General features: G+C 33.7%; 16 protein-coding genes, 2 tRNA genes and 1 riboswitch. Of the genes, 3 read left to right on the top strand and 15 right to left on the bottom strand.

What is annotated here, in order from left to right; genetic code table 11:
* Positions 1-447 precede the first annotated feature (447 nt).
* From RCH19_RS00755 to RCH19_RS00720, 8 genes are all read right to left on the bottom strand, one after another.
* The gene (locus RCH19_RS00755; RefSeq protein ID WP_343021633.1) at positions 448-1,563 is read right to left on the bottom strand and encodes a PKD-like domain-containing protein; all 1,116 of its coding nucleotides are present in this window, start codon (positions 1,561-1,563) and stop codon (positions 448-450) included.
* Between the two features lie 34 nt (positions 1,564-1,597).
* Positions 1,598-2,743 (bottom strand): YncE family protein, encoded by a 1,146-nt coding sequence (locus RCH19_RS00750; protein WP_343021632.1) that lies wholly within the window; start codon positions 2,741-2,743, stop codon positions 1,598-1,600.
* A 27-nt stretch (positions 2,744-2,770) separates the two neighbouring features.
* Entirely contained in the window at positions 2,771-4,624 is a 1,854-nt protein-coding gene (locus tag RCH19_RS00745; protein ID WP_343021631.1) for a TonB-dependent receptor, read from the bottom strand.
* Between the two features lie 291 nt (positions 4,625-4,915).
* Positions 4,916-5,144, bottom strand: a riboswitch (cobalamin riboswitch).
* 182 nt (positions 5,145-5,326) lie between these two features.
* Positions 5,327-6,025 (bottom strand): pseudouridine synthase, encoded by a 699-nt coding sequence (locus RCH19_RS00740; RefSeq protein ID WP_343021630.1) that lies wholly within the window; start codon positions 6,023-6,025, stop codon positions 5,327-5,329.
* Between the two features lie 153 nt (positions 6,026-6,178).
* Positions 6,179-6,388: a GIY-YIG nuclease family protein gene (locus RCH19_RS00735; RefSeq protein ID WP_343021629.1), complete on the bottom strand. Its 210-nt coding sequence runs from the start codon at positions 6,386-6,388 to the stop codon at positions 6,179-6,181.
* 110 nt (positions 6,389-6,498) lie between these two features.
* Complete coding sequence (locus RCH19_RS00730) at positions 6,499-6,753, bottom strand: GIY-YIG nuclease family protein (protein ID WP_343021628.1); 255 nt, start codon at positions 6,751-6,753, stop codon at positions 6,499-6,501.
* A 55-nt stretch (positions 6,754-6,808) separates the two neighbouring features.
* Positions 6,809-6,881 (bottom strand) — tRNA-Met (locus tag RCH19_RS00725).
* Positions 6,882-7,103: 222 nt separating this feature from the next.
* Positions 7,104-7,176: transfer RNA gene (locus RCH19_RS00720), tRNA-Met, on the bottom strand.
* Between the two features lie 116 nt (positions 7,177-7,292).
* Between RCH19_RS00720 and era the strand changes: the two genes are divergently transcribed.
* Positions 7,293-8,174 carry a GTPase Era gene (gene era, locus RCH19_RS00715; RefSeq protein ID WP_121924133.1) on the top strand — a complete coding sequence of 294 codons (882 nt, stop codon included), beginning with the start codon at positions 7,293-7,295 and terminating at the stop codon, positions 8,172-8,174.
* 247 nt (positions 8,175-8,421) lie between these two features.
* Here era and RCH19_RS00710 read toward each other — a convergent pair whose 3' ends face one another.
* Positions 8,422-8,919 (bottom strand): hypothetical protein, encoded by a 498-nt coding sequence (locus tag RCH19_RS00710; protein ID WP_343021627.1) that lies wholly within the window; start codon positions 8,917-8,919, stop codon positions 8,422-8,424.
* 94 nt (positions 8,920-9,013) lie between these two features.
* Here RCH19_RS00710 and der point away from each other — a divergent pair, with 94 nt between their 5' ends.
* Complete coding sequence (gene der / locus RCH19_RS00705) at positions 9,014-10,324, top strand: ribosome biogenesis GTPase Der (RefSeq protein WP_343021626.1); 1,311 nt, start codon at positions 9,014-9,016, stop codon at positions 10,322-10,324.
* A gap of 92 nt (positions 10,325-10,416) precedes the next feature.
* Positions 10,417-13,203 carry an outer membrane beta-barrel protein gene (locus RCH19_RS00700; protein WP_343021625.1) on the top strand — a complete coding sequence of 929 codons (2,787 nt, stop codon included), beginning with the start codon at positions 10,417-10,419 and terminating at the stop codon, positions 13,201-13,203.
* Positions 13,204-13,292: 89 nt separating this feature from the next.
* Here the strand turns inward: RCH19_RS00700 and RCH19_RS00695 are convergent, their stop codons facing one another.
* The 6 genes from RCH19_RS00695 to RCH19_RS00670 all read right to left on the bottom strand — a co-directional run bounded on the left by RCH19_RS00695 (position 13,293) and on the right by RCH19_RS00670 (position 17,485).
* On the bottom strand, positions 13,293-13,991 hold the full coding sequence (locus RCH19_RS00695; RefSeq protein ID WP_343021624.1) for a hypothetical protein: 699 nt from the start codon (positions 13,989-13,991) through the stop codon (positions 13,293-13,295).
* Positions 13,992-14,021: 30 nt separating this feature from the next.
* Positions 14,022-14,294, bottom strand: a complete 273-nt coding sequence (locus tag RCH19_RS00690; RefSeq protein ID WP_343021623.1) for a hypothetical protein — start codon at positions 14,292-14,294, stop codon at positions 14,022-14,024.
* A gap of 171 nt (positions 14,295-14,465) precedes the next feature.
* Positions 14,466-15,581 (bottom strand): formylglycine-generating enzyme family protein, encoded by a 1,116-nt coding sequence (locus RCH19_RS00685; protein ID WP_343021622.1) that lies wholly within the window; start codon positions 15,579-15,581, stop codon positions 14,466-14,468.
* Positions 15,582-15,826: 245 nt separating this feature from the next.
* Positions 15,827-16,054 (bottom strand): hypothetical protein, encoded by a 228-nt coding sequence (locus RCH19_RS00680; RefSeq protein WP_343021621.1) that lies wholly within the window; start codon positions 16,052-16,054, stop codon positions 15,827-15,829.
* A 184-nt stretch (positions 16,055-16,238) separates the two neighbouring features.
* A complete protein-coding gene (locus RCH19_RS00675; RefSeq protein WP_343021700.1) occupies positions 16,239-17,048 on the bottom strand; it encodes a TPM domain-containing protein in 810 nt (269 codons plus the stop codon).
* Positions 17,048-17,485 (bottom strand): TPM domain-containing protein, encoded by a 438-nt coding sequence (locus tag RCH19_RS00670; protein WP_343021620.1) that lies wholly within the window; start codon positions 17,483-17,485, stop codon positions 17,048-17,050. The genes RCH19_RS00675 and RCH19_RS00670 overlap by 1 nt, the downstream gene beginning before the upstream one ends.
* Positions 17,486-17,539 lie beyond the last annotated feature (54 nt).

The raw sequence follows: 17,539 nt of genomic DNA, 5'->3' as shown, positions 1-17,539 counted from the left end.
TATTTTTCTCGTTTTTATAATTTATTACAAATAGCTGAACTCCTCTTGCTCTTAGAACTGTGCAATTCCTCGTGTGATGTACATTTATTACTTAGACTTTAATACATGTAGTTATTAGTTTAAAAATCTAATTATTTGCAATATGACTTTTTTCAAATTCCATAATGCATAAGATAATTTAGAGAGAGTATAAGACATCGTAAATAATGGGAATGCATTAATACAAATCCTATTTTCTATTCTAATTTTAGAAAGTAGTACTACTAAAAAATTCAACTATAAAGTATAACTAATTGCGATAGGCAGGATTGATATAGTTTCTGCATTTAAGGTTTTGTTTCCTTGACTTGATAAATCGCCTAAATTATTAATCCAGCTCTAATTATAGAACAGCTAAAACCAAAAAAAGCTCCAGATTTCGCTGAAGCTTTCCTATACATTGTTCTGTTATTTTTTTAAATTTAGGTCTGTAAATCCTGAAACTTCAGTAGAAACTTCTCCAGTTGAGCTGTTTTCAGCGCGATTAGAACTATATACTTTTATAAAATCAATTCCGTTTAATTTAATAGTTTTGCCGTCTTTATCTGTTGCCCAGCTAATATCTATTTGCGCTTTTACATCAGCATTAGACCAATTGTCTGCATAGCCCCATTCGTAAGCAGGAGTTACCCAAAATGATTTTTTTTCTAAATTTGATTTTAGAAATGTACCTTTAAAAGTAATAGTTGCACCTTTCCATAATGGGAAATAGCTTTGCTTATTATATTGATTTTTAGAAATAAAACCTTCTTGTTTCTGGTTATCAGTCCATTTTATGTAATTAGGTTCACTTCCATTTACTGGTTCGCTTTCTGGCTTGTAATACGTAATTTCGTAATTTTTAATTGTGCTTTGTTTACTGTGTTCTGAACCCGCAATTTCGTACCACTCATCGTCTGCTTTTCCATTTCCATTGGAATCGTAGGAAACCATAATTATTCCTGGTTCAGCATTGTTTTCGAAAGCGTTGCCAAGAACAATGAAATCATTTCCTTCTTTATTAATGATGGTGTGGTCGAAACCAAAAGTTACATAACCACCAAAACCACCAAGGCTTATCATATTGTTAGTTGTTAATTTTGTTTCAGCTGCAAAACGCATAGTTTCATCAGTGTCAGTTGCTGTAGCAGCAGGTAGTTTATTTATTGATTGTCCAGGAGCCGGTAAATAATCAAAAACGCGTGAGATTCGATTTAGATAAGATTTTTCATTAACTGTTATTGCGAATGTTTTAGTATTCTCTCCTCCTTCATTTTTTGCTTTAAATGCAATTGCATAAGTTCCTGCTTCTGCAAATACGTGAAGTAGATTTGAAGTGGTTGAAATTTCTTTTCCATCTAACGTCCAACTATATGTTGCATCATTTCCATTTTTTATTTCTGGTTGGATTCTTAGCCATTGCATTTTGTCAATTGTAAAACCACCAGTTGGTTCTGCAATTACAATTTCTGGCGATGCTATTTCATCGTTGGAACAAGCAGTTAATGCTAAAATTAAAGATAAAGCAATTAGAATTTTTTTCATTTTCTGAATTTTAAAGGATTATTAATTGTTGTTATTATTTGAATTTTTGTTTAAAAGCGATGTGTGCGGGAATGTCACCAGTGGTAACTGTAAATTTTGGAATTCCATCTTTGTCAACACAGTATAATTTCCCTGGCGATACATAGTCTCCAGCGTCAGTTATATATATGTTGAAAGAAATGGGATCAACTGCAATTCCGTAAGGTGTTGTTATTTGGTCGCTGATAGATTTTGGTATAAATGACTTTGGTAAGAGAGTCTCTGTTTTAGTGTCTATAAGAGAGTAGGTAATTACGTTTTCGAAAGTAGAGTAATTAAATGCAGAACCTATTACATAAGCTTGGTTGCCGGCAATACATAAATTAGCGCAAGCAATATCAAAAGTTTTTTTGACCAAATCTGTTTTCGAATCTATTATAAATAATTTAGAAGGAATTGAATAATAGTCGCCTCGTGAACTAACATAAATATCACCATCAGCATCCACTTTTAATCGATGTAAGTTTACTGCAACATCAATATCTTTAGTCTTGGTAAATGTTTTTAAATCGATCACAGAAACAGTTCTTTCATAATTAGGTGGACTATATCCTCCGGAATTAGCGACATATAATTTCTGTCCCACTACGGCTAATTGTTCAGGCTGTCTGCCTACTTTTACGCTTCTTGTAATGCTTAGTGAAGTCGTATCAATTTCTGCGACAAAACCATTTGGTGAGCTAGAGCCTAAAGCTATCTCGCCATCATATGAGCTTACATATATTTTGCCATTACCAAAAGTTACATAGCGACCGTTTTTTACATCTATAACTTTAATGCGCTTAGTTGTTTTGACATCCATAACTTCAATTTTATTAGAGTTATTAATTACGGCGTATATTTTTCCTCCGTAAACGGTTATGTCATTTCCTACGTCTCCTAATCCTAAAGTGGCTTCTGGATTAGCTTGACTGTAAATATTACGTTTGTAGGACCCTGATTTATAATCGTAATAATCTAAAGATGCTTTATTCGAACTCATGTTACCTTCGTTAAGAAGATAAAAACCATCTACCGAAGTTGGCGTTTGGGATGGAAGTTCAATAATTTCTTCTTTAATAATTGGGTCATCGGTTTGACACGATGTAAAACAGCAAGCACTAACAAGTAACAGAATCCAAAATTTATTTGTTGTTTTCATATTTTAATTTTTTTTGATTTATAATTTTTAAAAATTAATAGTGATGTTTAAACGGTAGTTTCTTCCTGGCATCGGAAAATTTAATACTACATCATAATATTGATTTAATAAATTGTTTACTTCAGCACCTATTTTCACGGACTTCTTTAAAATTGCGGCATCCCAAATGATAGCCATATCACTAGTGTACCAAGGTTGTATGTAGTTTATGGGAATGTTAGCTTTTTGACTGTAGCGCTCACCGGTATAAATAAAACTGTAATTCAATTGCCATTTTTTCCAGTTGATACCAGAAGTTAAAGTGCCACTATTTTCAGGCACGTAAGGAATCTGGTCTCCATAAGTAGTTCCTTTCGGAGTAATGTCAACTGCAATTTGGTAGGTATATGAAATTCCTAGATCTAAAGATATTTCTGCTGGAAGTTTTACAACCAAGTTAACACTGCTATCAAATCCTTTAATTTCAACCTCGCCTAAATTCATCATTGTCCATCTAAATAAGTTTGACGAAGGCATTGCGATAATTTTATCTTTTACTCGGTTATAGTATATATCTGCTTGGAAAGAAGCGGTTTGTAAAGTCTTTTTAGGTTCCAATAAAAAAGTTGTTCCAAAGTTGTATTGAGTCGTGAACTCTGGTTTCAATGAACTATTCCCAATGAAAGTATAGTATAAATCATTGAAAGTGGGCATTCTAAAAGATTCTTTGTAGAAAGCACGAATTCTGAAATTTTTACTTTCAAATGGTTGATAAGAGGCTGCGATTACTGGGCAAAACACTTTCTGATTATTTCCTCGTTGAAAATATTTAGCTTTTTCTTGAACGTAAGTTCCTAAAAGATTTGCTTGAATATCTAAACGATTCCAATGCATCTCACTCGACAAAGCACCAAGATAAGAGTAGCGAGTAGGGTAGGGGAAACGATATAAATTAGCATCTAAAGTGTTGATTGAAAAATCAGTTGCCAGAGATGTTTTCCACCATTCATTTACCTTATACAAATTCACGATGGAAGCGTAAAATTCATTTTGATAATATTTGTTATCTAAAGCGCCTTCTAATGTTTTGTAATCAGGATCAATATATCTGCTAAAGTCTTTGCTGTATTTGACATTTGCTAATAAATCAAATTGATTCGCAAACGACTTTTGGTACGAACCATTCATGAAAAAATTACTATCCCACTGCCTTTGAATGTGGTCGTAATTATTAGCTACAATTGCGCCAGGTAAACCGCGCTCTGAATCATAAAAATAAGCTTTTAATGATGCTTTTGCAGTTTCGCTAATCTTGGAGTTGAATGATATATCACTTCTAAATGCTGCGACATCTCCGTTTTTCCTTACTGCTGTTGTGTCATAACCCGCTTTTTTTTGGTACCTATATTTATAATGACCATCGGCTTTAGTCCATTCTATGCTTGTGGCAAAGGAAGTTTTCTCAGATATTTTTTGTTCAATAAGTAGGGAAGGATTAAATAGTCCAAAAGATCCTGTTTTTAATGCAGTTCGAATATTAGTGTTTTTACCCTTCTTAAATTCAGGTGTTTTTGATCGAAGGTAGAGCGTATTAGAAGCAAAAAAACCTCGCGCAGGTTGAAAGATGGAGGATTTTTGTCCATTGTATAATTCTATTGCTTCTATATTATCAAGGGAGTATTTACCTAAATCGACTTGTCCGTTTTGAGCATTGCCTACCGTCATTCCGTCATAAAAAACTGCGGTATGAGCGCTTCCTAAACTGCGTACATTAATTGTTTTTAATCCCCCAATACCGCCGTAGTCCTTAAGTTGAACTCCTGAAAAATAGCGAATGGCGTCAGCAACTGAGAGGCTATTTAATTTTTCTAATTGTTTGCCTGAAAGTACTTGAACTGGCATTGGAGATTCAATTTTGAATTCCCTTTTACTAGAATACAGTAAGACCTCACGCAAATGAAGGGGTTTTAAAGAATCGAATTCTTTTTTTACTACAGGTTGGTTCACTTGTGCGCATGCAACATCTGAAAATAAGACGCATGCAAACAACAGTAACCCACCACGTAATAAACAGCGATAACTGAGTTTACATAAGTGCATAACAGAATTTCTATTTTATTAAAAAATAGTTTTACTTGAATAAATTAAAATCAAATATGATTTTTTGTGTTTGAAAGCTCTGGTCCACGAAAGCTTCAATTAATGTGCAGCGGTAGGTCTCCTGACTTATTCCCATTTTGAACCGCCTTCCCATTTGATTGTTAATTCAAACAGTGGCAAAAGTTAAGATTTCATATATATAGAAATCTGTCAAAATGTTGCATGGAACTTACAGTAACGGGCTTGTCCAGGATTTACACCTGATTCCCTCTTAGTTAACTATACCGAAAAGTATAGGTAAACCATTGCGGGGGCAAAAGTAGACAAACTTTTCTTACTAATAAGCTTATTTTAGTCTTAATTAAATAATTATTGATGAATTTGACTTTGTTTTTTTGGAAATATCTAAAGATGTGAAATAGATCAAAGAGCTTAATGAAGTAAAAAAAGTCTCATTTTCCCAGATGCATGCAGGATTGAAATAACTATCTAAAAAATATTATTCTAAATATATTTACTCAAATCTAAATGTAGAATGGCTCCAATTCGGCTAAACTCTTCATTAATCTTTGCATTCAGGACTATCTGTTCATTTTTTATAGGATGATTAAAAATTAACTGATGGGCGTGAAGCATCATTCCTTTTAACTCATAATTCTCCAACCATAATTTATTTTGTTTATTACAACCATGTGGCCGACTTCCTAAAATGGGATGAAAAATATGTTTAAAATGTTTTCTCAATTGGTGCATACGTCCAGTTTCAGGAATTGCTTCTACTAAGCAATAGCGTGAGGTTGGTTTATTGTTAAATTCTAATGCAATTTCTGAAATTTGTAAACGATGAAAGTAGGTCACTGCACTTTGGGTGATGTCATCATCATTAGTTAAATCATAATCAATGGTTAGTTCTTCAGGTGACCAACCGCGTAAAATTGCTAAGTATTTTTTTTCTACTTCACGAGTAGCAAAACGATCATTCATGATTTTTAGAATCTCTTTATCTAAAGCAAATAACAAGACGCCAGATGTTTTACGGTCTAAGCGATGAATTGGATAAACGTGTCGTCCCCCAATCTGATTTCGTAATTCTTGAATAGCATAGACCTTTGCATCACGTGCATAAAATGATTTGTGTACCAATAATCCGCTTGGTTTATTTATGGCTATAATATATTCGTCTTGATAAAGAATTTCTAACATTTTGCAAAAGTAAATTTTTGTTTTTCAAAATAGTCATAAATGAAAAAAGCTTTACATTTCTGTGAAGCTTTTCTAATAGCCCGCTACGGCGGACATTAGTCCTCCAAATCCTTAGTGTAGAATTATACCTTGAATGAATTCTTGACCAACTGCTCATTTGAAATATTTCTCACGATTCATAGCGTCAGATTTACAACTGTGAAATTCTAAATAAACTACTTCCCACGGCCTGAATTTTAAAGTATATCCTTTAATGCCAAGCGAATTATGTGATTTAAATCTTTCTATCAAATTAGAGGTGAAACCAGTATAGTTCTTATTGAATTTTTTGGAGTATAAAATGTAAACAACGAATTCATCCATAATAAAAAAGGTTTTAAAATGAAAAAACCATTAACGAAAGTTAATGGTTTTCTAGTAGCGGGAACAGGACTCGAACCTTTGTCCGCCGTGGCGGATATGAGCCCTCAAGATCAAAAGTTTAAAATTAGATTCTGAATAAATTCGCGGCCAATTCCTGATTTGAAATATTTCTCACGATTCATAGCATCAGATTTACAACTGTGAAATTCTAAATAAACTACTTCCCACGGCCTGAATTTTAAAGTATATCCTTTAATGCCAAGCGAATTATGTGATTTAAATCTTTCTATCAAATTAGAGGTGAAACCAGTATAGTTCTTATTGAATTTTTTGGAGTATAAAATGTAAACAACGAATTCATCCATAATAAAAAAGGTTTTAAAATGAAAAAACCATTAACGAAAGTTAATGGTTTTCTAGTAGCGGGAACAGGACTCGAACCTGTGACCTTCGGGTTATGAGCCCGACGAGCTGCCTACTGCTCTATCCCGCGATGTGCGTTTGTATTATCAATAAGATTACGTTTCGAACTTGTGTCCGCCGCGGCGGATATGAGCCCGACGAGCTGCCTACTGCTCTATCCCGCGATGTGCGTTTGTATTATCAATAAGATTACGTTTCGAACTTGTGTCCGCCGCGGCGGATATGAGCCCGACGAGCTGCCTACTGCTCTATCCCGCGATGTGCGTTTGTAATCTCAATAAGGCTACCTTAGTAGCGGGAACAGGACTCGAACCTGTGACCTTCGGGTTATGAGCCCGACGAGCTGCCTACTGCTCTATCCCGCGATTTGTGAGTGCAAATGTACAACTAAATTTAAGAAACCCAAACATAAATTTAAAAAAATGTTTTATTTCATCTATTGACTTGATATAACTACCTTTGCAAAATAAATAAATTGAAAATGTCACATAAAGCAGGTTTTGTAAATATCATAGGGAATCCAAACGTTGGAAAGTCCACTTTAATGAATGCTTTCGTAGGTGAAAGGTTGTCCATAATTACCTCTAAAGCACAAACGACTCGTCATAGAATTCTTGGAATTGTAAATGGCGAAGATTTTCAATTGATTTTATCTGATACTCCTGGAATCATTAAGCCTGCTTACGAAATGCAAGCATCGATGATGAATTTTGTTAAATCTGCTTTTGAAGATGCTGATATCTTGATCTATATGGTCGAAATTGGTGAGCAAGATTTAAAAGATGAAGCTTTTTTTAATAAAATAATTCACGCTACAATTCCTGTATTGTTACTATTAAATAAAATAGATAATTCTAATCAAGAACAATTAGAAGAACAAGTTGCTTTCTGGACCGCTAAGGTTCCGAATGCTGAAATTTTTCCAATATCGGCGTTGCAAAACTTTAATGTTCCTGAGGTTTTTGGAAGAATAATCGAATTGTTACCAGAATCTCCAGCATATTATCCAAAAGATCAGTTGACTGATAAGCCAGAAAGATTTTTTGTAAATGAAACGATTCGTGAGAAAATATTGTTGAATTACAGCAAAGAAATTCCTTATGCTGTCGAAATTGTTACGGAGGAATTTTTTGAAGATGAAAATATCATCAGAATTCGTTCTTTGATTATGGTCGAAAGAGACACTCAAAAAGGAATTATAATAGGTCATAAAGGAGCCGCTTTGAAAAAAGTAGGAACAGAAGCTCGTGCTGATTTAGAAAAATTCTTTGGAAAACAAATACATATTGAACTATACGTAAAGGTTAATAAGAATTGGAGAAGCAACGTTAATATGTTGAAGCGATTTGGTTACAACCAATAAAATAGTGGTTAGTTTTTTAGTGTTCAGTTAAAATAAAAGCTAAATACAAAATATATTGAAATCAGTATTAGAGTATTTCTCTGATACTGATTTTTTTTTAGCCCAGATCAAAATGGAAACCCCGCAGTGAATAAAGACTATTGTTGCTGTGCTAGCAGAGCGACCGAAGAAAGCTCCTGCAAGCGCATTGCAACAACTCCTTTATGAACGAGGAGTTGCAATGAAGAGCTGGATTAGCTCCTAATAATTATGACTCAATAATTTCTAAGAATACTTTTTCTATCTCATGTGTTTGATCGTTTCCGTTACTTCTTATTTGCTTTGCAATGAAATAAAGTAGAAACCAAGTTATTACCATGAGTGCAAGTACGACTAAATCGAAGGTATAGCTTTTATTTAAGATTGAATTGGAGTAGGCGATACCGCTAAAAATTAAAAAAATACCTGCAATTATAAAGTGTAGAAACATGAAGAAGGTCCATAAAGTGGCATCTGGTCCAAAGAGTCCTCTAATATGTGTTTCGTTTTCGCTTTTGGCTTCTAACTCTAAATGTAAATGTGGAGAGTAGTACTTTTTTTTATCTCCTTTTATGTTAATCCAAATATGAGTTCCTCTAGTTTTTATAAAGTAATCTTGCGGATTTGACTTTGCATAATCTGCGAATTTCTGACTTAAAACAGTTGTGTTTATCATTACGTCTTTATAAAAGCGTAATCGAAGTCGCAGTTCATTATTGGCATCCATATAAGTATAGTTAGTTAGGTTGCGCTAATATATCAAAAAAATTGATAGTCAATATATTTAACACTACCTTTGCAAAATATTTGAATAAATACTTATGAATAACATTGTTGCGATAGTAGGAAGACCTAATGTGGGGAAATCGACCCTTTTCAATAGGCTGATACAAAGAAGAGAAGCTATTGTAGATTCAGTTTCTGGAGTTACCAGAGATAGAAACTACGGTAAAAGCGAGTGGAACGGAAAAGAGTTTTCTGTAATTGACACTGGAGGTTATGTGCGTGGTTCTGATGATATTTTTGAAGGCGAAATCCGTAAGCAAGTAGAACTTGCAATTGATGAAGCTGACGTTATTATATTTGTAGTTGATGTTGAGGAAGGGATTACTCCAATGGATGATGCTGTTGCAAAACTGCTTCGTAAAGTAACAAAACCGGTTCTACTTGCTGTAAATAAGGTGGATAACGCAATGCGTGAAAAAGATGCGGTAGAGTTTTACAACCTTGGTTTAGGTGAATATTATACTTTTGCTAGTATTTCAGGAAGTGGAACTGGAGATTTATTAGATGCATTAATTGATGCTTTTCCAATAAAACCAGAGCCAACTCAAGAAGAAGTGGTTTTACCGCGTTTTGCTGTTGTAGGTCGACCTAACGCTGGAAAATCTAGTTTTATTAATTCCTTGATAGGTAAAGAAAGATATATTGTTACTGATATTGCGGGTACAACTCGTGATTCTATTGATACTAAATTTGACCGTTTTGGCTTCGAATTTAACTTGGTGGATACTGCGGGAATCCGTCGTAAAGCTAAAGTGAAGGAAGATTTAGAATTTTATTCGGTGATGCGTTCTGTTCGTGCTATTGAACATGCTGATATTTGTATCTTGATTATTGATGCTACTCGTGGATTTGAAGGCCAAGATCAAAGTATTTTTTGGTTGGCTGAAAAGAATAGAAAAGGAGTTGTAATCTTAGTAAACAAATGGGATTTAGTTGAAAAGGAAACTATGTCTACTCGCGATTATGAAGATAAAATTAGAGAAGAATTAATGCCATTTACGGATGTGCCTATTCTTTTTGTTTCTGCTTTAACAAAACAACGTTTATTGAAAGCACTTGAAGCGACCGTTAAAGTTTATGAAAATAGACAACAACGTATCGCAACTTCAAAATTCAATGAGTTTATGTTGAAAGTAATTGAAGCATATCCACCGCCTGCAACTAAGGGAAAATATGTAAAAATTAAGTATTGTATGCAGTTGCCAACGCCAACGCCTCAGTTTGTGTTTTTTGCTAACATGCCTCAATATGTTAAGGAGCCTTATAAACGCTATCTTGAAAATAAAATTAGAGAGAACTGGGACTTTTCAGGAGTACCAATTGACATCTATATTAGAGAAAAATAAAATGTTAAAGTTGACGTAAGGAATTACGTTGTATTAAAAAAAATAACTTAATTCGCTGCTAGTTTGTAATAACTAACAGCGAATTTTTTTTTATGGAAAAAAAGTACTTACTTATTCTGTCGTTCTTTTTATGTATTTCAGTATTTGCGCAAAGCAATATTAGTCTAAAAGGTAAAGTATTAGATAAAAATACCCAAGTCCCAATTGAAGCAGCAACTGTTTTCTTGACTTCAGTAAAAGATTCAACTGTAATTGACTACACAATATCAGACAAAAATGGTTTCTTTAGAATTGATACAAAGTCAATTACAAAACCGTTCTTTTTGAAAATTTCTTATATGGGTTATCAAACTTTTAAGAAAGAAATTCAAAGCATTGCTGAAAGTAAAGATTTTGGAATACTACAATTGCTTGAAAATCCGAACAACTTGAACGAAGTTGTAGTGAAAAGTGAAGCACCACCTATTCGAATTAAAAAAGATACTTTAGAATTCAGCGCTTCTTCATTTAAAGTTCGCCCCGACTCAAATGTCGAGACTTTATTAAAGCAATTACCTGGAGTAGAGGTAGGAACTGACGGGAAAATCACCGTAAATGGAAAAGAAGTAAATCAAGTTCTTGTCAATGGTAAACCGTTTTTTGATAAAGATGGAAAAATAGCATTACAGAGTTTACCTTCGGATATTATAAATAAAGTCCAAATTACGGATACAAAAACTAAAAAAGAAGAGTTAAATAAGCAAGCTTCAACCTCCAATAATGCGAGTATAAATTTAACTATTGACGAAAAGAAAAATAAAGGCTTATTTGGCAAATTCATGGGTGGCTTCGGTTCAGACGATCGATATGAAAGCAGCGCCCTACTTAATTATTTTCAAAATAAGCGTAAAATAAGCGTTCTGGCTTCGTCTAATAATATCAACTCCACTGGTTTTTCCATGGATGAGATTTTTGACAATATGGGCGGAGGAAGAAATAGTTCTATGTCTTATAACTCTGACGGCGGATCGTTCACTATTAATGGGAATCGATTTGGTAGTGGAAAAGGGATCACTCGTTCTAATATGTTAGGAGTTAATTATGCAGATGAATTAGTAAAGGATTTAGAATCAAGTGGAAGTTATTTTTTCTCTAGTTCGAATACTGATAATGTCAATAGAACAAAAATGATTACATTTTTACCTACTGGTGCTATTAATAGAGAGTCTGAAGCGACCACTAACGGAGAGAACTTTGGACATAATTTAAGTTTTCAATTAGAATACAAAATAGACTCTACTGCTTCGATATTTGTTGGTCCAAAATTTACAAAGTCAAATTCGACTTATAGCACTAATTCTTTCGAGAAATCGATGAACGATAGCGGCCAACTTGTAAATGAAAGCACCGCTCAAGTATTTGATGATAGTGATAGAGGAAGTTTTAGCAACTCAATAAATTTCAATAAGAGATTTAAGCGAAAAGGACGTTTTTTAAGTTTATCATTCGATAATGAGAATTCTAAAGAGACAGTTAGTTCTTTGAATAAAACAAATACTGTTTTTTATCAAGGTTCGAATGCTCCTATAATTAGAGATCAAATAAGAAAAAATAGAAATTTAGTAGACAAATATACTGCTGAAGTTGAATATTCTGAGCCAGTTACAGATTCTTTAAATATTACTTTCGGTCTTAATTACAACAGTGAACTCAAATCAGACGATAGAAATACGTACGACTTTGATTTAGGATCTCAGTCCTATTCTTCAGCGAATGCTGAACTAACAAATTATATGACATCTGATAAAAAAACCTTTCGACCTCAAACAGGATTTTCATTTGATAATAAAAAATTAAATTTTAGTGCTGCCGTAGGACCATCAATCGTGCAATTTGCAAACAATTCGTTCTATTTAGGAACGCCAACAAATTTAACTAAAGAGTACGTACTGCCTTATGCAACTGCTAGATTAAGCTATCGTTTAAATAAATCAAAATCGATCTATCTAAATTATAGCTATGATTATGATTTTCCAAACGCCAATCAAGTTTTGCCCGTGGAAGATTTATCTAATCCTTTGAGCACTGTTATAGGAAATGTAGATTTAAAACCAAGTAGTAATCAGTGGGGGTATTTTAGTTTTCGCAATTATGATTATGCAACCCGCTCCGGTTATTCTATTTATTTTGGAGGGAATTTGTATGGTGATCAATTGGTGTCAGCTGTAACTTATGACAGCAGTATTAAAAATAGTACAACCTTTGAAAATGTTTCTGGAACGTACTCCTCTTGGTTTGGGTCGTCTTGGAATAAAACAATAAAAAAAGAAGCTCATAGTTTTAAATACGGCTTAGGTTTTAGCGCTAATTATGGACTGTCTAAAGGTTTTATAAATGATGAAATGTTTGAAGCTAAAACGCTGCGATTGAATCCAAAAGCTAATTTCACTTACGAATATGGCGAACTGCTAACAATAAACCCGACATACAACTTTACGTATAACGATTCGAAATATAAAAATTATAGAACTGATGGCGCATCCAGTGTTATTCACCGTTTTAATATTCAAACTACGAATTATTGGCCTAAGAACTGGGTTTTTGGAAACGATTTTGGTTATACCTATAATTCTAACATTGCTGATGGTTTTAAGAAGGACTTCTATTTGTGGAATACTAGTTTAGCATACAGCTTTTTTGATAAAAAAATGACTGCTAAAGTTAAGGTTTATGATATTTTAAATCAAAATCAGAGCGCCACAAGAACCATATCGCCAACAAACATTCGCGACGAAGAAAATACAGTTCTTAAAAGATATGTTATGTTTTCACTTACTTATAAGCTTAACAAATTTGGAGGAAAAGAAAAACCATCTAGAAATAGAATGATTTTTCATTAATGATATTATGTTCTAACAGTTAACTAAAATTATAGTAAACAAAAAAGTCCTGATATACTCAGGACTTTTTTGTTTGCTGCAATTTGTAATTATTTACAATTGATCTTAATTTTAATAGAATAGTCTGGATTTATTGGTTCGTTTGTTTGCGCTAAACGTTGAGAGCCTGTGTTTGCTGGACAGGCAAAATCATTAGTAGCATCGTAAATTATTTTTTGACCTGATACTATTAATTCTTTAGGGACGTAAATTTGAACAGTTGTTTTCGAATATCCTGAAGGGAAATAACGAATGTAATATCCATCAGGGTGTAGCGTCCAAATACCACTAGGAAAATCGGTTCTTGCTGGAGCCATACCAGCTAATATTGCGTATTTTTCCATGTCAGCATAAGTGTAATTTCCTGAGGCAACGAGCTGACGAATTTTATTTTCTGCCTCAAGGATATTTTGGATACCACTAGGAACTTTAAATTTTGCTTTGTTCATTAAGCTTGCCGGTAAAACTCCTAGCATGCCACCTTCTAATCGTGTCAATTCAAGAGTGCTTAATAATGCAACTGCAGTAAGTTTTACTTTACCACTATAATCTGCAAATCGTGTTCTTGCAATGATTGTCCATAGTAACATTTGAATGTCATTCGGACTAATTTCAGGATGGTTTTCTGCATTTTTTAGAATTGTAGTTACTATTTCTTTTTTTTGGCCTAATGTTGGAGCATACATATAACCGTCTCCTTTAGATGGCTGAAAAGTTCCAGCTTGAAGACAATAACTTTTATTTGTCATTTCGTAAAAACCATCACATAGAATAAAACCTCACGCGCTAGCTTTAGGCAGCAAATATAGAGGCTGTATGTTTTTTAAAACAAATTGATCAGCAAATTTAGAGCCTAACTTATTTACATCATCAAAGGAAGTTGTTATTGCTGCTGGTTTTTTAAGCACTTCATCTAAACCAAGTTTTTTAGCTCCTAGTGAAGCTCCTACTTCTAATGCTTTTTCTTTCCAACCGCTAAACTGTGAATAAACACTGCCGCTTAAAGACATTGATAATAGAATAAAGACCGCGCTAAAATATAAGTTTTTCATTTGTGGTAGTTAATTTACTACATAAATATAATTGTTAATTTTACAATAACAGTAGCCGTTGTATTATTAAATAATTATAATATTCACTGAAATATTGTTTTTAATTGATATTTAGTTGCTATAATTTTATTTTAATGATAATAACATAATATTACAAGTCTAGTTTTAAGTTTATTTAAGATCTGCTACGCATCTGAAACCTGTATGGTTTAAACCAGTGTCTGGTGATGACTTCATTCTTGAGGTAACGCGATAGCCTTTACAATAAGAAGCATTGCAAAGGAATGAACCTCCTCTAACTACTCTCTTCGGAATGGTGGGTTCCATTGGGTCAAAACTTGTTTCAGGTCCTTGCGGATTGCTGGTTACTTTACCTTGCAAATCTTTATAATAATCTGGTTTGTAAAAATCACTGCACCATTCCCATACATTCCCTGCCATATCATATAACCCATATTTATTTGCAGCAAAAGATTTTACTGGTGCCGCACCAATAAATTTATCCTGATTGGTATTCAAATATGGAAATTTACCTTGCCAAATATTTGCTTTCGGTTTTCCCTTTTCAGGATCTTCATTTCCCCACGAATATTTTTGATCGACTAATCCACCTCTGCAAGCAAATTCCCATTCAGCTTCCGTGGGTAATCTTTTTCTAGCCCACTTTGCATAAGCATTTGCATCGTCCCATGATATATGAACTACGGGATAGTTTTCTCTTCCTTTTATAGTGCTATTAGGTCCTTCTGGATGTTTCCAACTCGCATCAGTTGTCCATTTCCACCATTTTGAGGCATCATTTAAATCTACGGCTGCGTTAGTTGGTGTAAATACTAAAGAAGCGGCTACTAACACACTTTCATCGGGGCGAGGAGTGTTAGGTGGTAGCTGTTTTTTTATTTCCTCCCAATCTGGCTTTATTTCAGCAGTAGTGACATAGCCAGTAGCTTCAACAAATTTCTTAAATTGGGCATTTGTGACTTCAGTTGCGTCCATCCAAAAACCGTTTAGTTTTATTTTGTGCTGTGGATATTCATCTTGCCTGCCCTCATCGTCAGAAGCACCCATCAAAAATTCGCCTTCAGGTATTTGAACCATACCTTCATACGATATTTCTTTTGAAATTATTGTTGAATCATCTGCACTTGTAGTAGCATAACGGGAAGGTAAGGATGAGGCACAGCTCATGGTTTCATCACTGCTTACAGCTTTATTATTCCCCTCTTTTTTACCACATCCTTGAAGTGATAGTAAAACCAAGCCGAAAATAATTATGTTGCGATTCATTTCTAGTTTTTTGTTGAACGTTTTTCAATCTATGATTATTTATTGATCAATAGCCATGTTAACAAAAATAGGTAATCAAGAGTACTTAAGCCATATATTTTTCGAAATTATATTGCCAATTTATTTTCTAAATTTCTTAATTAACGTGTAGAACTTACATTCTACTATTGATACTATTTAATTAAGAGTATACCTGATTTAACATAGTTTTATTTAAAGTGTATTAAATCTTAAAAAATGAAATTCTATTCATTTATAATATCCCTAGGATGATCTTCATACCAGTTTTTAAAAGTTTTAGTGGTTGAATAATCATCTTTTAGAACCGTATAAACCATATAAATGACCAACAGTTGTCCAACGATAAAAAGTACGATTGCCGTTGAAATCGCAATATTAGTTTGGCTTAAGCCAGCAAATACGAGAACAAATAAAGTGGTGAACCACACGAGTTTAATAGCTAAATTTTTCATAATTTTTTCTATTAAAGGTACTTCAGGTTTATGTAAATTTTAGTTAATTCACTCACAATCAATACTTAATTTTCATTTTCAAATAAAATTTACATTCAGATTGAAGAAAGTATTCAATTCTCATAAAACAAAAAAGCTGCAAATTTGCAGCTTTTTGTATATTATTTTATTTAGAAAATTACGATTACCAACCTCCGCTAGATCCACCGCCAGAGAAACCTCCGCCGCCAAATCCTCCGCCGAAGCCACCGCCGCCTCCGCCAAAACCGCCTCCAGAAGAGCCACCAAAGCCTCCTCCGCCATTTCTGCCAAGACTGCTTAAAATTATTACGTCTAGAAGGCTAGGGCCTCCGCCGCTATTTCCTGAATTTCCGCCACCGCCACCTTTATTTCTAGAAACAAGAACTAAAATTACGATGATAATAATTATAAAAGGCAGAATTGGGAAGTCACTATCTTGTTGTTTCTTTTTTCGCTCGCCTTTATATTTACCTTTAAATACATCGATTATCGCATCGGAACCTTTATCAAGTCCATTGTAAAAACTTCCTGCTCTAAATTCTGGAAGAATAATATTTCTTATAATTTCACCGCCTATACCCGCAGTCAAGCGATCTTCTAATCCATAACCAGGATTAATTGCGATTTTCTTTTCGGCTTTAGCCAATAAAATAACGACACCATTATCATCTTTTTCAGTTCCTCCGATTCCCCAAGTTTGTCCCCATCTTGTAGCAACCTGGCTAACATCTTCACCTTTTAAACTTTCAATAGTAATAACTACTATTTGAGTTGTAGTAGAATCAGAATATCTAATGAGTTTTTCTTCTAACTGCGCTTTTTCAGACGAGCTTAAAACATTAGCGTAGTCATAAACAGAAGTTTGAAAACTAGGTTTTTTTGGAATTGTAAACTGCGCAAAACTTAGTTGTGTAATTAATAAGCAAACAAATAACTTTAATAGTAATAGAGCACTCTTTTTATGTCGTAGCATCATCCTTTTGATATTTCGTTCGATAATTCGTTAACATCTCCATCTAAGTGAGGGAAATATTGCTGTAATTGTTCTCCTGCCTTAATTATTCCCGCAATAAGACCTTGTTTGAAATCTCCATTTTTAAAATGAGAAACTATCGCATCACGAGTTGAATTCCAAAAGTCATCTTTAACAACATTGTTAATTCCTTCATCTCCGCATATTACAAAATTCCGATCTTTTACAGCTACGTAAATCAAAACTCCATTTTTAAGTTCAGTTTGATCCATTTTAAGTTGTTGAAAAACCTCCAGAGCACGATCATAAGCGTCTAAAGAAGTTGTTTTTTCTATATGTACTCTAATCTCGCCAGAAGTATTTTGTTCAGCCATACAAATCGCTGCAACAATTTCTTGTTCTTCCTCGCTAGTTAAAAAATCTTCTACTTTTGACATTGGAAATATTTTTGAATGAAGATTAGCGATTTCTGATTTCAGAATTAATTATTC

This window comes from Flavobacterium sp. PL12 (assembly GCF_039123485.1).
Lineage (GTDB): Bacteria > Bacteroidota > Bacteroidia > Flavobacteriales > Flavobacteriaceae > Flavobacterium > Flavobacterium weaverense.
The sequence above is the reverse complement of the archived record's forward strand: the minus strand, read 5'-3'. Positions and strand labels throughout refer to the sequence as shown.